This is a genomic window from Zobellia sp. 1_MG-2023 (assembly GCF_030549125.1).
In the GTDB taxonomy this organism is placed as follows: Bacteria; Bacteroidota; Bacteroidia; order Flavobacteriales; family Flavobacteriaceae; genus Zobellia; species Zobellia russellii.
On the sequence record NZ_JAUOSY010000002.1, the window covers coordinates 266,263 to 283,079 of the forward strand.

The window sequence follows — 16,817 nt, forward strand, 5'->3', positions numbered from 1 at the left end:
TTCGCTTTATCAGCTAACAGGGCATATGAACCCTGCATTAATCAGTTTACGGAAACCGAAGCAGAATCTACCTCTACTTCTGGTGCAGCTTGTTCGGGCGCATTGGGGTCTACCCAAACATCACCTTCGGAAGCTTTGGGGTTTGCTGGAGTGGTACCTTCAAAACTTAGTACATAACTTGCTACCTGTGCAATCTCTGCAGGTTTTAAGTTTTGTTTCCATGCAATCATACCTTTGCCATCACGACCACCTTCGGATATGGTATGGAATACGTTTTTGATGCCTCCGCCAAGAATCCAGTTTTGATCCGTAAGGTTGGGACCAATACCACCGCCACCATCGATCATATGGCAGGCTACACAATTGCTTTCAAAAATAGTTTGACCAGCCTTTAGGTCTCCTGCATCTGTGAGTAGTTCAACGGTATTGGCGTCAACAAGATCTTTTGCATTTTTCTTATACTCCTCTATTTCCAATTGGGCTGCGGCAACTTCTTGCTCATACTCTTGATCCTGATCATAGTCATTGAACACATGAAAACGGGCCATGTACACTACGGCAAAAACAATGGAAGCATAGAAAAGATACACCCACCATGGAGGTAAGTTGTTATCTAGTTCCCGTATACCGTCATAGTTGTGGTCTAGTATAATTTCGCCTTCTTTTTCAATTGGCTTGGAACCCAACATTTTTTGGTAGATTCTTTGTCCCCATTTCCACTCAAAGGTTTTATTTTTGGCCGCTAGATAACGTTCTTGTCCTTCTTTTGAAAGTGTTTGGAACATTACATTTTCAATGGCCCTGGTAATTACCGCAATTGCGATAAGCAAAAACAGGATAAAAACCAGGAACACCTGTACCATAGGGTATTTTATAAAGGCCGGCATTTCACCGGAATCAACGAAAAACTCCGTTAACCCGAATATTAAAAAGAATATGAGCGGTATCTTGATCCACCATGTAGATGTATTTTTCATAGGTCTAGGTTTTGTTGGTTATCTTCTTCTAAAGGCAATTCGCTAACTTCCTTTATATATGATTTTGAGGCTGTGATTACCCACCAGAACAGCAATGTGAAGAACACAAAAAAGATGAGTAATGATATCATGGGGTAGGTTGCTACACCATCTATAGTTTCCATGTAACCTTTTACAAATTTGAACATGATTTCTAATTTTTGTTGTCAGATAATAATTCCCCGGTTTCCTTCACCTTAATATCAGTGCCTAAACGTTGTAAGTAAGCGATTAGAGCTACAATCTCACGATCTCTCATTTCTACGAATTCCTCACCGTTTTCGGCGGCATAGGCTTTATCGGCCTCATAGCTTTTTGCAAAATCAGGGTCTGTGTACAGATTTTTTTCAATTTTTTCTGCCTGCTCATCCATTAGGGCATCGGCATTTGCAATATCGTCTTCGGTATAAGGCACGCCAAGGGTTACCATGGCTTCCATTTTAGTTTGAATATTGCTTCGGTCATGCTCGTTTCTAATAAGCCAAGCGTAGGCGGGCATTATTGAACCGGATGAGGTGCTTTGTGGGTCATACATGTGGTTCAGGTGCCAGTTATCGGAGTATTTTCCTCCAACCCTTAATAGGTCTGGCCCTGTACGTTTACTACCCCAAAGGAATGGGTGGTCATATACGAATTCACCTGCCTTTGCATATTCGCCATAACGCTCTACCTCACTTCTAAAAGGACGAACCATTTGTGAGTGACAGCTAACACAACCTTCTCGAATATACAGGTCACGACCTTCTAATTCTAACGGAGTATAGGGTTTTACACTGGTAATCGTGGGTATGTTAGATTTCACCAATATAGTCGGCACAATCTGTATAATGCCGCCAATCAAAATAGCAACAGTAGCTAAAATTGTTAATTGAATAGGCTTACGCTCTAACCATGTATGGAAAGTTTCACCAGCTGTTCTATGTTTTGAAACACGAGTAAGTGCTGCAGCTTCGGCCAACTCGTCTTCAATAACGCTACCGGATTTTATAGTACGCACAACGTTATAGATCATGACTATTGCTCCAAAAATGTAGAGGCTGCCCCCAATAGCACGCATCCAGTACATAGGCATAATTTCTACTACGGTTTCTAAGAAGTTACCGTAAACCAAAGTGCCATCTGGGTTAAAGTCTTTCCACATTAAGGCCTGTGTAAACCCGGCAACATACATGGGCAATGCATATAAAATGATACCCAAGGTTCCGATCCAAAAGTGAAAGTTTGCCAAGCCGGTAGAAAATAACTTGTTCTTGGTCATTTTAGGAACCAACCAATAGATCATACCAAATGTCAAGAATCCGTTCCACGCCAAAGCACCAACGTGTACGTGGGCAATGATCCAGTCGCTAAAATGGGCAATGGCGTTCACGTTTTTAAGCGAAAGCATTGGACCTTCAAAAGTGGCCATACCATAACCGGTAATGGCAACCACCATAAATTTTAGAACGGGATCGGTACGTACTTTGTCCCAAGCCCCACGCAAGGTTAATAGTCCGTTGATCATACCACCCCAAGAAGGAGCCAAAAGCATGATAGAGAAAGCAACCCCTAAGTTTTGTGCCCAATCCGGTAAAGCAGAATATAAAAGGTGGTGCGGACCTGCCCATATATAGATAAATATTAATGACCAGAAGTGAACTATAGAAAGTCTATAAGAATATACTGGTCTGTTGGCCGCCTTAGGAACAAAATAGTACATAAGGCCCAAGAATGGGGTAGTCAAGAAAAAAGCTACCGCATTATGGCCGTACCACCATTGTACCAATGCATCTTGAACTCCTGCGTAAACCGAGTAGCTTTTTAAGGCACTTACGGGCAATTCAATATTATTGAAAATATGAAGTACGGCAACCGTTACGAACGTAGCCAGGTAAAACCAAATAGCTACATATAGATGGCGTTGCCTTCTTTTGATCATGGTACCAATTAGGTTAGCCCCAAAAGCCACCCAAACCAAAGCAATGGCAATATCTATGGGCCATTCAAGTTCAGCATATTCTTTAGAGCTAGTATACCCCAAAGGGAGTGTTATGGCCGCCGCAACAATAATAAGTTGCCAACCCCAGAAATTAAACTTACTAAGAAAATCACTGTACATACGTGCTTTAAGCAAACGCTGAGTGGAGTAGTAAACCCCGGCGTAAATGGCATTTCCTACAAATGCAAAAATTACCGCGTTGGTATGCAACGGGCGTAAGCGACCAAAACTTAACCATGAAATACCATCGGTTAAATTGGGGAACATGAACATAAAGGCCAATAATAAGCCCACAGACATACCTACAATACCCCAAAACATGGTTGCATAGAGGAAATTTTTCACGATTTTGTTATCGTAATAAAACTGCTGAACTTCCATAATTATACTTGTTTATTTAGTTGGATTTTCTCTTTCTCTACTTTTTTAGTGACCGTCTTTTTAGGCAAGACCAATTCATCTTCAAAAAGCATGCGTACAGAAGGGGTGTACGAATCATCATACTGACCACTTCTAACTGAAACGATAAATGCTATGAAAAATAGGACCGCAACAAGAATGCTGATAGCCAATAACACATAAATTACACTCATACCTACCTGAATTATGGTGTAAAACTACGGTACGGTTTCGCCATTAAATATGACTTATATCAGGTTTTGATAAATACCTTGAAGATTATTTGTGTGCGAGTTAATTGTCTGTTATTATGTGTGTTGCGTTACTATTTGTGAGGAAAAAGTGAAAACAGATTTTGAGTTAGATGAAAGTAGGCCTATAGCAGAAGTTTAGGCTTTTTTGGTGTTCTGGTAAATGGAAATTAAAGCCGCAATAATAATCAAGTTTTTGATTACGTACTGGCCAAGGAGAGTAGGGGCAAAAGGGCTAGAAGTAAACGATATCTCACTTAAAAGTAAAAGAGAGGTAAAGGTGCAGACCATATGGGCAAGGGTTATAATTACCGTTTGCTTTCTATAAATATCCACAAGCAGGAAAATACCGATTCCCGCTTCTAAAATTGCCAAAAGAATGATAGAGGTTTCCCTAGGGATAAGTCCCATCGTGAGCACACTAATGGTGTCTTTGGCCATTTCTTCGGCCGGGCTGGCATCACTAAAGAATTTTAAACTCCCAAACCATAGGTAAACAACACCTATTGAGATTTGCAGGAGTGAAATTTTCTTAAAATGAGTGTATAGCAAAGCTGTCTTTGAAGAAGGCATGTATTGTTTAGTCTAGTTGAGTTGGTTTTTGAACCTTACAAACCTAACTTTTTATAGCATTCGGATTGGTTTTTTAACAGTTAAGTTTTCCGGTTGCATTCAATTTCTTCTCCTTTGTAAGAATAGCCTTTAGAGGTTATTTTAATTCTCTTCCTATTACATTGGTAGCTACCGTTGCGAACGCCACTACGCTTATAGAACTTAAAGGCATTAAAATGGCTGCGATTACAGGCTCCAGTTGTCCTGTAATGGCAAAGTATAGACCAATAATATTATACATTAAGGATAAGAGAAAGCATAATTTTATAATTTTCATAGCCTTTTTGGAAGCCATGATATACTTGTTCAACTGTTGAAATTTGGAAGCGTCCATAATTCCATCACTGGCAGGAGAAAAAACGTTAATGTTTTCGGAAATGGCAAGTCCTACTTCGGCTTGGGCCAATGCTCCGGCGTCATTTAGTCCATCGCCTACCATGAGTACTTTTTTACCTTGTTCTTGCAAGGATTTTATAAACTCCAGTTTGTGCTGTGGTTTTTGGTTGAAATAAAGAGGCGTAAGCTTGGGCAGCAATTTTTCCAATCGTGGTTTTTCTCCTTCGTTATCTCCTGATAGGATAGCCAATCCAAATTTTTTGGACATTTCTTGAAATACTTCAGAAACCCCATCACGGTATTGATTGTGAAAAACGTAGCGGCCTTTATAGGTGTCATTACTGCTAACATGTACAGAAGTCGTAAGTGCGTCAGCAGTTTCTGTGTTGCCTACAAAAATGGCGGAACCTGCTTTTATGTGGGTGTTGTCCTTTATGCCCTCCACACCTTTGCCAATATGCTCTTCGTATTCATCTAGAGTAATAATGTTTTGCTGGGCCAACAGGTTATAAAGGGTTCTACTTAGTGTGTGGTTAGAGCCTCGCAAGGTATTTTTAAGCAAAGAAGCTTCGGCTTCCGTAAGTGGCATTCCCTCATAGGTGGCGGTACTTTTTTTAGAAGTAGTAATGGTGCCTGTTTTATCAAAAATAGCGGTATCTATTTGTGCGAGCTGTTCTATGGTCCTGGTATCTTTCAGGTAAAATTTTTTCCTGCCAAAAATACGCAGCATATTACCAAGAGTAAAGGGTGAGGCCAAAGCAATCGCACATGGGCAAGCAATTATTAAGACAGCCGTAAAAACGTTCATGGCTTTGCTTGGGTCATATACAAGCCAGAACAGCGCAGATAAAAAAGCAATGGAAAGTACCGCAATGGTGAATCTTCTTCCAATACTATCGGTCAAGGTCTGAAACTTAGTGGCTTTATCCTCTTGAAAAACACTGTTTCCCCACAATTGGGTAAGATAACTCTGTGAAACCGATTTTAAGGCCTCCATCTCTATAGCACCCTGAAGCTGTTTTCCGCCGGCAAAGACTTTGTCTCCGGATTCTTTTTTAACCGGTTCGGATTCACCGGTAACAAAACTATAATCAATACGGGCTTGTCCGTTTATCAGTATACCATCAACAGGAATCAATTCTTCGTTTCTAATCAATAATCGGTCGCCTTTTTTTATGTCGTGCACTTGAGCGGTTTCTTCTTTGCCTTCTCTAGAAATACGGGTTATGGCAATAGGGAAATAGGATTTGTAGTCACGTTCAAACGATAAAAAAGAATAGGTTTTTTGCTGAAAAAATTTTCCTAGGAGCAAGAAAAAGACCAAACCGGTTAAGGAGTCAAAAAATCCACTTCCCCAGCCAAATGTAATTTCTAGTGTGCTGCGCAGAAAGAGTGCCAAAATTCCTAAGGCAATGGGTACGTCTATATTCAATAGGTTACTTCGTAGTCCTTTATAGGCCGATATAAAATAATCCCTACCTGCATAGAGGAGGACAGGCAATGAAAACAGGAACATGAGCCAATGAAATACCGGTTCATATCTGTTGAGCCAGAACTCACCGCCCGATGCATCACTGGAGGAGAGGTCAAAATAATCAGGAAAAGAAAGAAACATGACATTGCCAAAAGCAAAACCGGCAACCCCAAGTTTATAAATTAAGCTGCGATCGGCACCTTTCTTTTTATTATCAAAATCATCTAGTGAAATATTGGGTTCGTAACCAATCCTTGCTAAAAGAATGACAACTTCTTTTAAAGAAACATCAGCACTGTTGTATGTAATACGGACCGTCTTCTTAGGGAAATTTACTTGCGTACTTTTTATAGACGCGTTTAGTTTGTTAAGGTTTTCAAGCACCCAGATACAGGAACTACAATGAATGTGTGGAATATGGAGGTTAACAATTTGGATGTCTCCATCATTGAATTCAATAAGACGTTCAGTAATTGCTGTTGAATCTAAAAAAGCGTATCTTCCATCAATAGCTTTTGGGGTTGCCCCTGCAGCCGATTGTATATCGTAATAGTAGTTTAAATCATTGCTAGATAGAATTTCATAAACGGTCTTGCAGCCGTTACAACAGAAATTTTTATCATCTAAGACTATGGCATTGGATTCACAGTCATTACCGCAATGGAAACAATTATTAGAATTCATCTTTACACTTGCTAATACCTGTTACAAAGGTGCGGGTTATAGATGTTTAAAAACATGACAATTGTCAGGTTTTGTGTAGATTACGAACGGTACCTTTGTAGTGTCAGGTATAAATAATAGAGTTATGAATAGTAGATGTGAAAATTGTATAATACGGCAATTCAATTCGTTACGTGCTATGAGCAAAGAAGAATTGAAGAAAGTGTCCGATTCCAAAATCTCCAAGACTCTTAAAAAAGGTGAAGCCCTTTTTCACGAAGGTCAACAATTAGATGGTGTTTTCTGTGTTAGGGACGGTGTGTCCAAAATGTCTAAACTTAGTGCCAACGGAAAGGACCAAATAGTGAAGTTGGCCAGTAAGGGTGCTGTAATGGGGCAACGTTCCGTAATTGCGGAAGAGGTAACGAACCTAAGTGCTATTGCGGTGAGTGATATGGAGGTGTGTTTTATACCCAAAGATGTTATTTCCAATACGCTTGACTGTAACCCGAATTTTGCGGTTGAGGTATTACGCCATATGGCCCACGATTTAAAGGAGGCAGATGATGTTATTGTAAATATGTCCCAGAAAACCGTGAAGCAACGAATGGCCGAAGCCTTTTTATACCTCAAAAAGAATTACGGAGAGGATGATGAAGGATTCTTGAAATTAACCTTGTCGAGAGAAGATTATTCCAATGTGGTGGGCACTGCTACCGAATCCTGTATCCGGATTATTTCCGAATTTAAGAAAAAGGGATTGATCAAGACTTCCGGAAAACGGATTGGGGTGGTTGAGGAACGTAAACTTTTAGACCTAATTGAAGGTTTCTAAAAGCGCACTTCTCAAAAACTGATATATGTCATAGTTTGCCTATGGGTTTGGTTCTACTTTTACCCTTGAAGATTTCAATAAAAAAAGTAGATGAAAAATATTTTACTTCCCACAGATTTTTCGGCAAATGCATGGAATGCGGCGCGTTACGCCATAGAGCTTTTTGAAAATGAAGCTTGTAACTTTTATGTGCTAAATACCTATACGCCCCATATTGCACACAGTAGGTTCATGGCTGCCAATGTTTCTGACGGACAAATAGAGGATTCGGCACGAAGACAATCAGAGGAAGGGTTAACTAACTTCATTTCAGGAATACAGGCCCAGTTCCAAAACCCTAAGCATAAATTCACGGCCATATCTTCTTTTTCAATGTTGGTAGACGAGATACGGGAAGTGGTGGATGATTATAACATAGATTTGGTCATTGCCGGAACCAAAGGGGCATCTAGTCTAGATGAGGTCTTTATGGGGAGTAACACGGTACGAATAATAAAGGCGGTAAAGAGATGTCCGGTACTTGCCGTTCCTCAACATTTTAAATTCAAAACACCGGACGAAATAGCTTTTGCAACAGATTTCAATCGTTTTTATACGGAATCGGAGCTTAAGCCTCTTTTGGATATGGCCCTTACCTTTAATGCCGTAATTAGGATAGTGCACGTACAGCACAAAATTTCGGCCTTAACGGAACTTCAGAAGTTTAATTTAGGTATGCTGCGCAAATATTTAAATGGTGTGGAGCATTATGTACATACGGTTTCGGAACTGAATTCCATTTCCAAAACGCTTGAGGTGTTTAGCAATGAGTTGGATATTCACCTGTTGGCCATGCTCCATTACCAACATAGTTATATGGAAAATATAACTAGGGAGCTTGTGGTGAAACGTGTGGCTTTTCACACTCAGATACCTTTGTTGGTTATACCGGAACTGGGTATGTGCAGCTCTTTAAAGAGCCGGAAAGAGGAGAGTTCTTTAGTTTCTGAGTAATCAATTTTTACCATAGCGGGACAAACAAAATCCTAGTTTTTTTATTGCGATAATTTTATATGTTATATTTCTCAAAATAAAAAAGATACTCTTGGGGTTCTTCTTAATTTTGTAAAAAAATTAGCGATGAACCTTCCTAATACAGGTCAGAAAAGATTAGTGATTATTGGTGGCGGTTTTGCCGGAATATCACTAGCAAAAAAACTCAGTGAAATAGACTTACAGATTGTTTTACTGGATAGACATAACTACCATACATTTCAACCCTTATTATATCAAGTTTCAACCAGCGGTCTTGAGCCGGATTCCATTGCGTACCCTATTCGCAAAGTGCTAAAACACTTGGAGAATTTTTACTTTAGACTGGCCAATGTTGAGCGTATTGACCCCGAACAAAAACTGATTCTTACAGATACGGGAAACCTAGAATATGATTATCTGGTTTTGGCAACAGGTACAAAGACCAACTACTTTGGAAACCAGCAGATCGCCCAGTACTCCATGTCTATGAAGAGTGTGCCGCAGGCATTGGACATTAGAAGTCTAATGTTGCAGAATTTTGAAAAGGCAGATGATTCCCAAGACCCTATAGAGCGCAAAGCCTTACTTAATTTTTGCATTGTGGGAGCGGGACCAACGGGAGTTGAGCTTGCTGGGGCATTTGCAGAATTAAAGAATAATGTATTTCCAAAAGATTATAGGCATCTGAATGTAGATGAAATGGAAATCAATCTGTTCGAGGGCGGCCCTAGGGTCTTACCTCCAATGAGTGAGAACGCCTCTAAAAAGGCTACCAAATTTTTAAAGGAATTGGGTGTGCGCGTACATCTAAATGCTATTGCAAGTAATTATGATGGAGAACAGGTTACCTTAAAGGACGGAAGCACGCTACGTACTAAAAACTTTATTTGGACGGCGGGCGTAACGGGTGCTGCAATTGAGGGTTTTGCACCCCATATATTGGTAGAACGATTGAATAGGTATAAGGTAAACCGGTTCAATCAAGTAGAGGGGTATGATTCGGTTTTTGCTATTGGAGATATTGCTTATATGGAAACAGAGGCTTTTCCCAAAGGGCACCCACAAGTGGCGCAACCCGCAATCCAACAAGGGGAGCTCTTGGCCAAAAATTTGGAGAAATTGCTAGAGGGTAAGGAAATGAAACCTTTTACCTATGTAGATAAAGGAACCATGGCTACTGTAGGAAGAAATAAGGCCGTAGCCGACATCAAAAAACTAAAATTTGGAGGTTTTTTCGCATGGTTCATTTGGATGTTCGTGCACTTAATGGCGCTTGTTGGTTTTAGGAACAAGGTGATTGTATTTTTTAACTGGGCCTACAATTACATCAATTATGATAAAGCGGCAAGGCTTATTCTTAGGCGTTTTACTCCTAGGACATAGTTTAGCGGTACAGATAGCAATTAATTAAAATGCTTTAGTATCTTTGCCATGTTGTGTTGTGACCCAGAGCCTGTATAGGTTTGGGCCAATGAAAGGCTTTCCATGTTGGAAGGCTTTTTTTGTGCGCTGTTTGCAGGTGGTTTCCCTTTTAGGGTAGCGATCGGGCGCATGAAATCATCGGGCTACCTTTAGGAATTAATAGGTAGACCTAATGATATTCTGACTCTAAAAACTTAGATTTTTTGCAGTTGGCGCTCAAGAAGATTTTCTTGGTTGCGTTTAGAAGTTACTTTGTTCTGGATGGATAACCATGCTTTTTTTGCCTTTTCCGCTTTTAACTGATATTGTGTTTTTTGCATGATACGAGGTTTAAGGTTTTGGTTTTTTACTGGTTTTTTAAAACTGGTCAAAAGAGTTGAATCTTTTCAGTTTTACATCGCTCATTCTCATCAACTTAACAACACCTCAAACTTACGGCAAATAGATTTGTTTTCATCGATGAAACACGTTAATAAAACGTTTTTTCCATTTTAAGAATTTTGTCCTGTTCTAATAATTTCATCCATTTATAAAAAGGGCCAAATATGCGATATCGATAAAAAAGCCGTATTTTTAAACTAGATTTTTAAAGAAAAAACGATGCCTTTATATCATAAACTAGGAAAGTTTCCGCAAAAGCGACATACCATTTTCAAAAAAGACGATGGCACTTTGCACTACGAACAATTGTTCGGCACCATTGGTTTTGATGGCATGTCTTCTTTACTATATCATTTACATAGGCCTACCCAAGTAAAAGAAGTGGGCAAAACTTTAGATATTGCTCCAAGGGCCGCTGTAGAATACAATTTAAAATCTAGGCTGCTCAAGGGGTTTCAGGTTGCTCCGGAAGATGACTATTTGCAGAGCCGTAAAACCGTTCTTTTTAACAATGATGTTCACGTAGGGCTTGCGGCACCAAGAAAATCGTTAACGGAGTACTTTTATAAGAATACAGATGCAGATGAGCTTTTGTTCGTTCATAAGGGTTCGGGAACGTTAAAGACCTTGTTAGGTGAAATTCCTTTTGAATATGGGGACTATTTGGTGATTCCCAGAGGTATGATATATCAGATTGAATTTGATACCGAAGACAACCGTTTGTTGATAACCGAAAGCTATCATCCTATTTACACACCTAAAAGATATCGTAACTGGTTTGGACAACACTTGGAGCATTCGCCTTTTTGCGAGCGTGATTTTAAGTTGCCCCAAAATCTCCAGACTTTTGATGAAAAGGGCGAGTTTTTAATTAAAGTGAAGAAGCAAGGGCAATTGCACCATATGATTTATGCTACTCATCCCTTTGATGTTGTGGGCTGGGACGGATATAATTTTCCGTATGGGTTCTCTATTCATAATTTTGAACCTATTACGGGTCGCGTTCACCAACCGCCACCAGTACACCAGACATTTGAGACCAGTGCCTTTGTAGTATGCTCGTTCTGTCCTAGGTTGTACGATTATCACCCGCAGTCCATTCCCGCACCGTACAATCATTCCAATATAGATTCGGATGAAGTGCTCTATTATGTGGATGGTGATTTTATGAGTAGAAAAGGTATTGATGAAGGGTACATCTCCTTACATCCTGCAGGTATTCCTCATGGTCCGCATCCAGGCACCTATGAAGCCAGTATAGGAAAAAGCAAAACCGAAGAACTTGCGGTTATGATAGACACGTTTAAGCCGTTAAAACTCACCCAACAGGCCATGGATATAGATGATGGCAAATATTATAAAAGTTGGTTGGAGTAAATCTATAAGAGGTCTGTTATCTTTTTGCTAAAGCCCATGCTAGGCTCTCGCTTTTTGGATACTTTTGAAAAAGAAAATAAGAGATAAGTGATATTAGATTTAATAAAAAATAGACGTTCTGTCTTTCCGGCGCAATACAATGATAAGCCAATAGCCAAGGCCGATATTGAGAAAATATTGGAAGCGGCCAATTGGGCACCCACCCACAAGAAAACCGAACCGTGGAGGTTTCGAGTTTTACAGGGCGAGTCCCAAGAAAAATTAGGATTATTCCTTTCTCTGAAATATTTGGAGAATGAACCGAACCCAAAAGAATTCAAAGCCAAAAAACTGATTGAAAATCCTAAACGTGCCGGTGCAATTATTGCTATTTGTATGCAAAGGGACCCTGCTCAAAGTATTCCTGAATGGGAAGAAGTAGCTGCTACGGCAATGGCGGTCCAGAACATGTGGCTCTGCTGTACGGATATGGGTATAGGTTGCTATTGGAGCTCACCGGGACTCGTTAAGCACATGAACGATTTCTTTGAAATGAACCAAGGCGAAGCTTGTTTGGGTTTTTTCTATATGGGCTATACGGATGAGGCCATCCAAGAGGGGCAGCGGACCCCAATTGCGGATAAAGTAGTTTGGATGGATTAAGGCCTGTCCAAAGCCTATTCCCTGGTGTACGTATACGTGTTTCCTCCTTGTTTTAGTAGCATGGTCTTTTCTTCTGGGTTAAATTCCAGACGTACGCCTGCTTGGTGAAACTCAAAAGCATGCTCTTCTACAGCTTCCAACGGAAATGAAGGCTGACCGGTAGCTTGTGCTGTTAAGTTTCCTTCACTCTCGGTAATAGTAAGTTTTAAGTGCAGTTGTTTGCTTCCATAAATGCCTAAATATTTTTCTAAATCTTCTGCCGTAACCTCAATGGTTTTAAAATTGGGTAGGCTAAAAGACTTGTCATAATATGCCGCTAAAACTGCAATGAGAATATCATTGTTGCTATAACGAGTGCCGTTAGATGTGAGTGCCACGGAAATATGGTCCTTGGGAAATGTAGCTAGTTGAGAAGTAAAACCGTCTATACCACCATTGTGTCCAAATCCTCTTTTAGTAAAATAAGGCATTTCAAACAATCCCATGCCGTAACCATCTTCAAAAGTCTTCATTTGTTTTAGACTTTCTTTGGTAATAAGTTTTCCTTCATATAGAGCGGTGGAAAAGGTATTAAGGTCAGTAGGAGTAGAGACTATGGCCCCAGCTCCTATTGGGATGGACATATGGGTTTCAAAAGACTTGTTCCAGCGGGTGTCATAATTATATGAAAAAGCCTCATTGTTGTTGGTATCTATGGTGCTCCCCATATAGGTGTTTTTCAATTTCAGGGGCTCAGTTATTTTTGTTTTAATAAGATTAGCGTAACTGTCCTTTAGCACGTCTTCCAGAATAAAAGTCAATAGCTGATAATTGGAGTTGCTGTATTCCCCTTTACTATTAGGTTCAAAAATGCTACCCCCTTGTTCTATTAGTTCCAGTAGTTGCTGTCTTGTTTTAGGTTGCGTATTCCACAGAAGGTAATCCGGTCTGCTGGTAACATTGGCAATACCGCTTCGGTGATTAAGCAAATTACCAATAGTAATGTTAGAGGCATTTTTAATGTTAGGAAAAAAGTCGGCTATAGGTTGGTCCAGAGTTATTTTTCCTTCCTCAATGGCCATAAAAGTAAGTACGGAAGTAAACATTTTAGTAATGGAACCCACTCTGAATTTTGTGTTTACATCTACTTTCTTTTCGGTTTCCATATCGGCATAACCAATAGTCTTGGTGTAAATGGTCTTTCCTTTATGGGAAAGGGCCACACTTCCCATAAAACGGTCATGTTTTTCCAGAGCGGTAAATAGGCTGTCTAGCTTTGGGGAACTGAAATTTTGTGAAAAAAGAGAAAGACTAATGAGGGTAAAACCAAGTAAGCAGATTATCTTTTTCATGAGATGAGATGTATTAGTTAAGAAATGGAAATAATTCTAGCCGGTAGTTCCATGCTTTGGAGATAAAGAGTCCTAAATAGATTATAGCGATTAAGAACTTCATAAAAGTTCCGGTCAAAAAGCCTAAGAACGACCCAAATGCGGCTTTAGTGGCTGTTTTTCCATCGGCTTTGTTCAGTAATTCGCCAACTAAGGCACCAACAAATGGCCAAATTATAATTCCAAACGGACCTAAAATTGGAAAGAAAAGGGCAACCAAAAGACCAAGAGTGGTACCAATAACACCATATTTTGTACCCCCGAATTTCTTTGTCCCCATGGCCGGAATTACATAGTCCAAGCCAAAAACCAACAGGGCCAGAGCGGCTGTAATTCCCAAGAACAAATTGTCTTGGGGGACCGCCTGAGTAAGGTGTAATAACAATAGGCCTACCCAACTAATAGGAGGTCCGGGTAGAACCGGTAGGAAACTTCCCAGAATGCCAATGAGCATAAAGATGAAGCCTAAAATGAGTAATACAATGTCCATTTTATCAATTTTCTGTTTGACGAAGATAACCTCATTTTGTTACACCCTAAAAGGATATGAATTTAATTACTTGCTGTTTTGTTTGATATTCAGTTAGTTAGTATCCGTTGATGTGATTTTTATTTTTTAAACTAAAATATTAGTTTAAACTATATTTTTAGTTATATTTGTTTTGTAGATGAACTAAATACTTAGTTAAATGAAGCAATTAACAAAAGCAGAAGAAGAGGTGATGCAGCAGTTATGGCAACTGGAAAAATGCAATGTTGCCGCTATTATTGAACAGTTGCCAGAACCCAAACCGGCATACAACACGGTATCCACAATTGTAAGGATTTTAGAAAGCAAAGGTTTTGTAGACCATGAAAAAGAAGGGAAGGGGTATCTGTATTTTCCCATCGTAAAGAAGTCGGATTACAGCAATCAGAGTATTAACAAGCTGGTAGACGGGTATTTTCAGGGTTCCTTTAAAAGTATGGTCTCTTTCTTTATGAAGAAGAACGATATGAGTCTCTCGGAATTGGAGTCCATTTTAAAGGATATTAAAAAACCTGACGAGACAAATAAAAAGAATAATTAAAATCTGTTTTGATGATACAGTACATCCTAGAGTGCATCGCCTTTCAATTGGTTTTTCTTGTTATTTATGATTTTTTCTTAAAACGGGAGACCTTTTTTCAATGGAACCGCTTTTATCTTTTGAGCACATTTTTGCTGTCTTTAGTGCTGCCCTTTATAAAAATAGAAGCCTTTAAAACCACAGTGGAACAGCCCTATATTGAATATGGCGAGGAATTTTGGGGGGTAAATAATGCCCTTGTAGTTGGGGTTCAGGAGCCTACGGCAATAGACATTTCATGGCAAATGGTATTATTTGTATCTGGAGCACTAGTAGCTACGTTGTTATTGGTGTATAAGCTGCGCCAGCTGTATCTTTTGAGTACAAAAGGAGACAGGATTAGTTTCAAGGAGTTTACGCAAATACTGATTCCCAATAGCAATATGGCTTTCTCCTTTTTTAAATCAATTTTTATTGGGGATAAAGTTTCAAAAACGGATTACACCAATATCATAGCCCATGAATTGGTTCATATAAAACAAGGGCACTCTTGGGATTTACTCTTTTTTGAGCTCATGCGCGTTATTGGCTGGTTTAATCCGCTGGTTTATGTCTACCAAAATAGAATTTCGGAATTGCACGAGTTCATCGCCGATGCAAAAGTTGCGAAAAACAATAAAAACGAACAATACCAATTGTTGCTTTCCCAAGTATTCCAAACTCAAAATATATCGTTCATCAATCATTTTTTTAAATCATCATTAATCAAAAAACGAATTGTCATGTTACAAAAATCACAATCAAAATCGGTTTTCAAATTAAAATATTTGGCATTGGTGCCCTTGGTACTGGGTATGTTATTTTATACTTCGTGTGAAAATGATAATAAGGACGATGCTATCGACAATGATAATGTTATAACCGTAAGCAGTGTAGATGATCTCTCTGAAGAAGAGGAAACTATGGTGTATACAAGATTGAAGTCTCTAGCCAGTTCCGAAGAAGCTTGGAGTTTGAAGGTAAAAGATTCCGAAAATTCATTGAAGTTCGAAAGTACAAAGGATAACGTATTTGTTTCGGGAATTAACAATGAGCCAATTCGGGCTAAAATGACTGTTGATAATAATGGTTCGCCAAAGTACTTCAAAAACTTTTCACCTTCTGCAGACGAACCGTACGATTGGAAAAAGATTTATAGGGAAGAAAATCTAGTGCCTTTTATCTATGCTGACGAAGTTCCTGTTTTTCCGGGTTGTGAAAATGAAAATGATTTAAAAGCTTGCTTTCAACAAAATATCCAGAAACATATTAGTAAACATTTTAATTATCCCGAAGAAGCTCAGAGAAAGGGAATTCAAGGCAGGGTAAGTATTATGTTTACTATTGATGAAGATGGTTCAATTGTAGATATTCGAAAAAGAGGTCCCCATGAATCATTAGAAGCTGAAGCAGTCCGTATCATTGAAAAATTGCCGCGTGTGACACCGGGTTCTTACGAGGGTAAAACTGTTAAAGTTATATTTTCAATTCCTATTACATTTAAGCTGGAGCAAGCAGGGTTTAGTCCGTCTAGTACTAATGATATTTATGCGCAAATGCAAAAGGAAGAAATAGCTAAATTATCCGCTGAGGCCCAAATAGCTTATGGGAATTCCGTGGCTTTTAAAGAAGTAGAAATCCCCCCTGTTTTTCCGGGTTGTGAAAATGCGGATAATATACAAGACTGTTTTCAGAAAAGTGTAAATCGGCATATTTCCAAGAATTTCAGATATCCGCAGGATGCACAAGAAAGAGGGATTCAAGGCAGGGTTCTGGTAATTTTCCTAATGGATACCTCAGGAAACATTACTCATATTTCTACAAGAGGCCCGGATAAATCTTTAGAAGAGGAAGCGGAACGTATTATTTCTAAATTACCTAAAATGTCCCCGGGTAAACATAACGGTAAAAATGTAAATGTACCATATTCAGTTCCTATCACTTTTAAACTTAGATAAA

16 protein-coding genes are annotated in these 16,817 nt (G+C 39.3%); 7 read left to right on the top strand and 9 right to left on the bottom strand.

The window, feature by feature from the left end; all coding sequences use genetic code 11:
- Positions 1-41 precede the first annotated feature (41 nt).
- The 6 genes from Q4597_RS05140 to Q4597_RS05165 all read right to left on the bottom strand — a co-directional run bounded on the left by Q4597_RS05140 (position 42) and on the right by Q4597_RS05165 (position 6,750).
- Entirely contained in the window at positions 42-977 is a 936-nt protein-coding gene (locus Q4597_RS05140; RefSeq protein ID WP_303405061.1) for a cbb3-type cytochrome c oxidase N-terminal domain-containing protein, read from the bottom strand.
- A complete protein-coding gene (locus Q4597_RS05145) occupies positions 974-1,165 on the bottom strand; it encodes a CcoQ/FixQ family Cbb3-type cytochrome c oxidase assembly chaperone (RefSeq protein ID WP_215438600.1) in 192 nt (63 codons plus the stop codon). The genes Q4597_RS05140 and Q4597_RS05145 overlap by 4 nt, the downstream gene beginning before the upstream one ends.
- 5 nt (positions 1,166-1,170) lie before the next feature.
- Positions 1,171-3,375, bottom strand: coding sequence for a cytochrome-c oxidase, cbb3-type subunit I (gene ccoN / locus Q4597_RS05150; protein ID WP_303405062.1), 2,205 nt, complete (start codon positions 3,373-3,375; stop codon positions 1,171-1,173).
- Between the two features lie 2 nt (positions 3,376-3,377).
- The gene (gene ccoS / locus Q4597_RS05155) at positions 3,378-3,587 is read right to left on the bottom strand and encodes a cbb3-type cytochrome oxidase assembly protein CcoS (protein ID WP_289061415.1); all 210 of its coding nucleotides are present in this window, start codon (positions 3,585-3,587) and stop codon (positions 3,378-3,380) included.
- 195 nt (positions 3,588-3,782) lie between these two features.
- Entirely contained in the window at positions 3,783-4,217 is a 435-nt protein-coding gene (locus Q4597_RS05160; protein WP_215438597.1) for a doxx family protein, read from the bottom strand.
- Positions 4,218-4,353: 136 nt separating this feature from the next.
- The gene (locus Q4597_RS05165; protein ID WP_303405066.1) at positions 4,354-6,750 is read right to left on the bottom strand and encodes a heavy metal translocating P-type ATPase metal-binding domain-containing protein; all 2,397 of its coding nucleotides are present in this window, start codon (positions 6,748-6,750) and stop codon (positions 4,354-4,356) included.
- 178 nt (positions 6,751-6,928) lie between these two features.
- Here Q4597_RS05165 and Q4597_RS05170 point away from each other — a divergent pair, with 178 nt between their 5' ends.
- The 3 genes from Q4597_RS05170 (at position 6,929) to Q4597_RS05180 (ending at position 9,961) form a co-directional block, all read left to right on the top strand.
- Positions 6,929-7,564, top strand: coding sequence for a Crp/Fnr family transcriptional regulator (locus Q4597_RS05170; protein WP_215438739.1), 636 nt, complete (start codon positions 6,929-6,931; stop codon positions 7,562-7,564).
- A 90-nt stretch (positions 7,565-7,654) separates the two neighbouring features.
- Positions 7,655-8,557 carry a universal stress protein gene (locus tag Q4597_RS05175; protein ID WP_303405069.1) on the top strand — a complete coding sequence of 301 codons (903 nt, stop codon included), beginning with the start codon at positions 7,655-7,657 and terminating at the stop codon, positions 8,555-8,557.
- 126 nt (positions 8,558-8,683) lie between these two features.
- Positions 8,684-9,961, top strand: a complete 1,278-nt coding sequence (locus Q4597_RS05180) for an NAD(P)/FAD-dependent oxidoreductase (RefSeq protein ID WP_303405071.1) — start codon at positions 8,684-8,686, stop codon at positions 9,959-9,961.
- A gap of 233 nt (positions 9,962-10,194) precedes the next feature.
- Here Q4597_RS05180 and Q4597_RS05185 read toward each other — a convergent pair whose 3' ends face one another.
- Complete coding sequence (locus tag Q4597_RS05185; protein ID WP_256439076.1) at positions 10,195-10,320, bottom strand: hypothetical protein; 126 nt, start codon at positions 10,318-10,320, stop codon at positions 10,195-10,197.
- 280 nt (positions 10,321-10,600) lie between these two features.
- Between Q4597_RS05185 and Q4597_RS05190 the strand changes: the two genes are divergently transcribed.
- Both Q4597_RS05190 and Q4597_RS05195 read left to right on the top strand, forming a co-directional pair.
- Positions 10,601-11,758, top strand: coding sequence for a homogentisate 1,2-dioxygenase (locus tag Q4597_RS05190; protein ID WP_303405074.1), 1,158 nt, complete (start codon positions 10,601-10,603; stop codon positions 11,756-11,758).
- 87 nt (positions 11,759-11,845) lie between these two features.
- Positions 11,846-12,400: a nitroreductase gene (locus Q4597_RS05195; protein WP_215438592.1), complete on the top strand. Its 555-nt coding sequence runs from the start codon at positions 11,846-11,848 to the stop codon at positions 12,398-12,400.
- Positions 12,401-12,414: 14 nt separating this feature from the next.
- Here the strand turns inward: Q4597_RS05195 and Q4597_RS05200 are convergent, their stop codons facing one another.
- A complete protein-coding gene (locus tag Q4597_RS05200) occupies positions 12,415-13,731 on the bottom strand; it encodes a serine hydrolase (RefSeq protein WP_215913033.1) in 1,317 nt (438 codons plus the stop codon).
- A gap of 13 nt (positions 13,732-13,744) precedes the next feature.
- The gene (locus Q4597_RS05205) at positions 13,745-14,260 is read right to left on the bottom strand and encodes a DUF456 domain-containing protein (protein ID WP_215913032.1); all 516 of its coding nucleotides are present in this window, start codon (positions 14,258-14,260) and stop codon (positions 13,745-13,747) included.
- Between the two features lie 199 nt (positions 14,261-14,459).
- Between Q4597_RS05205 and Q4597_RS05210 the strand changes: the two genes are divergently transcribed.
- Positions 14,460-14,840 (top strand): BlaI/MecI/CopY family transcriptional regulator, encoded by a 381-nt coding sequence (locus Q4597_RS05210; protein WP_155598441.1) that lies wholly within the window; start codon positions 14,460-14,462, stop codon positions 14,838-14,840.
- 11 nt (positions 14,841-14,851) lie between these two features.
- Complete coding sequence (locus Q4597_RS05215; RefSeq protein WP_303405077.1) at positions 14,852-16,816, top strand: M56 family metallopeptidase; 1,965 nt, start codon at positions 14,852-14,854, stop codon at positions 16,814-16,816.
- Position 16,817 lies beyond the last annotated feature (1 nt).

What these genes read in the sequence shown, in the direction of transcription:
- ccoS (WP_289061415.1), bottom strand. Translation starts at nt 3,587, where the DNA reads ATGAGTGTAATTTATGTGTTATTGGCTATCAGCATTCTTGTTGCGGTC.
- Q4597_RS05215 (WP_303405077.1), top strand. Translation starts at nt 14,852, where the DNA reads ATGATACAGTACATCCTAGAGTGCATCGCCTTTCAATTGGTTTTTCTT.
- Q4597_RS05190 (WP_303405074.1), top strand. Translation starts at nt 10,601, where the DNA reads ATGCCTTTATATCATAAACTAGGAAAGTTTCCGCAAAAGCGACATACC.
- Q4597_RS05175 (WP_303405069.1), top strand. Translation starts at nt 7,655, where the DNA reads ATGAAAAATATTTTACTTCCCACAGATTTTTCGGCAAATGCATGGAAT.
- Q4597_RS05145 (WP_215438600.1), bottom strand. Translation starts at nt 1,165, where the DNA reads ATGTTCAAATTTGTAAAAGGTTACATGGAAACTATAGATGGTGTAGCA.
- Q4597_RS05165 (WP_303405066.1), bottom strand. Translation starts at nt 6,750, where the DNA reads ATGAATTCTAATAATTGTTTCCATTGCGGTAATGACTGTGAATCCAAT.
- Q4597_RS05170 (WP_215438739.1), top strand. Translation starts at nt 6,929, where the DNA reads ATGAGCAAAGAAGAATTGAAGAAAGTGTCCGATTCCAAAATCTCCAAG.
- Q4597_RS05180 (WP_303405071.1), top strand. Translation starts at nt 8,684, where the DNA reads ATGAACCTTCCTAATACAGGTCAGAAAAGATTAGTGATTATTGGTGGC.
- Q4597_RS05200 (WP_215913033.1), bottom strand. Translation starts at nt 13,731, where the DNA reads ATGAAAAAGATAATCTGCTTACTTGGTTTTACCCTCATTAGTCTTTCT.
- Q4597_RS05185 (WP_256439076.1), bottom strand. Translation starts at nt 10,320, where the DNA reads ATGCAAAAAACACAATATCAGTTAAAAGCGGAAAAGGCAAAAAAAGCA.
- Q4597_RS05210 (WP_155598441.1), top strand. Translation starts at nt 14,460, where the DNA reads ATGAAGCAATTAACAAAAGCAGAAGAAGAGGTGATGCAGCAGTTATGG.
- ccoN (WP_303405062.1), bottom strand. Translation starts at nt 3,375, where the DNA reads ATGGAAGTTCAGCAGTTTTATTACGATAACAAAATCGTGAAAAATTTC.
- Q4597_RS05205 (WP_215913032.1), bottom strand. Translation starts at nt 14,260, where the DNA reads ATGGACATTGTATTACTCATTTTAGGCTTCATCTTTATGCTCATTGGC.
- Q4597_RS05160 (WP_215438597.1), bottom strand. Translation starts at nt 4,217, where the DNA reads ATGCCTTCTTCAAAGACAGCTTTGCTATACACTCATTTTAAGAAAATT.
- Q4597_RS05140 (WP_303405061.1), bottom strand. Translation starts at nt 977, where the DNA reads ATGAAAAATACATCTACATGGTGGATCAAGATACCGCTCATATTCTTT.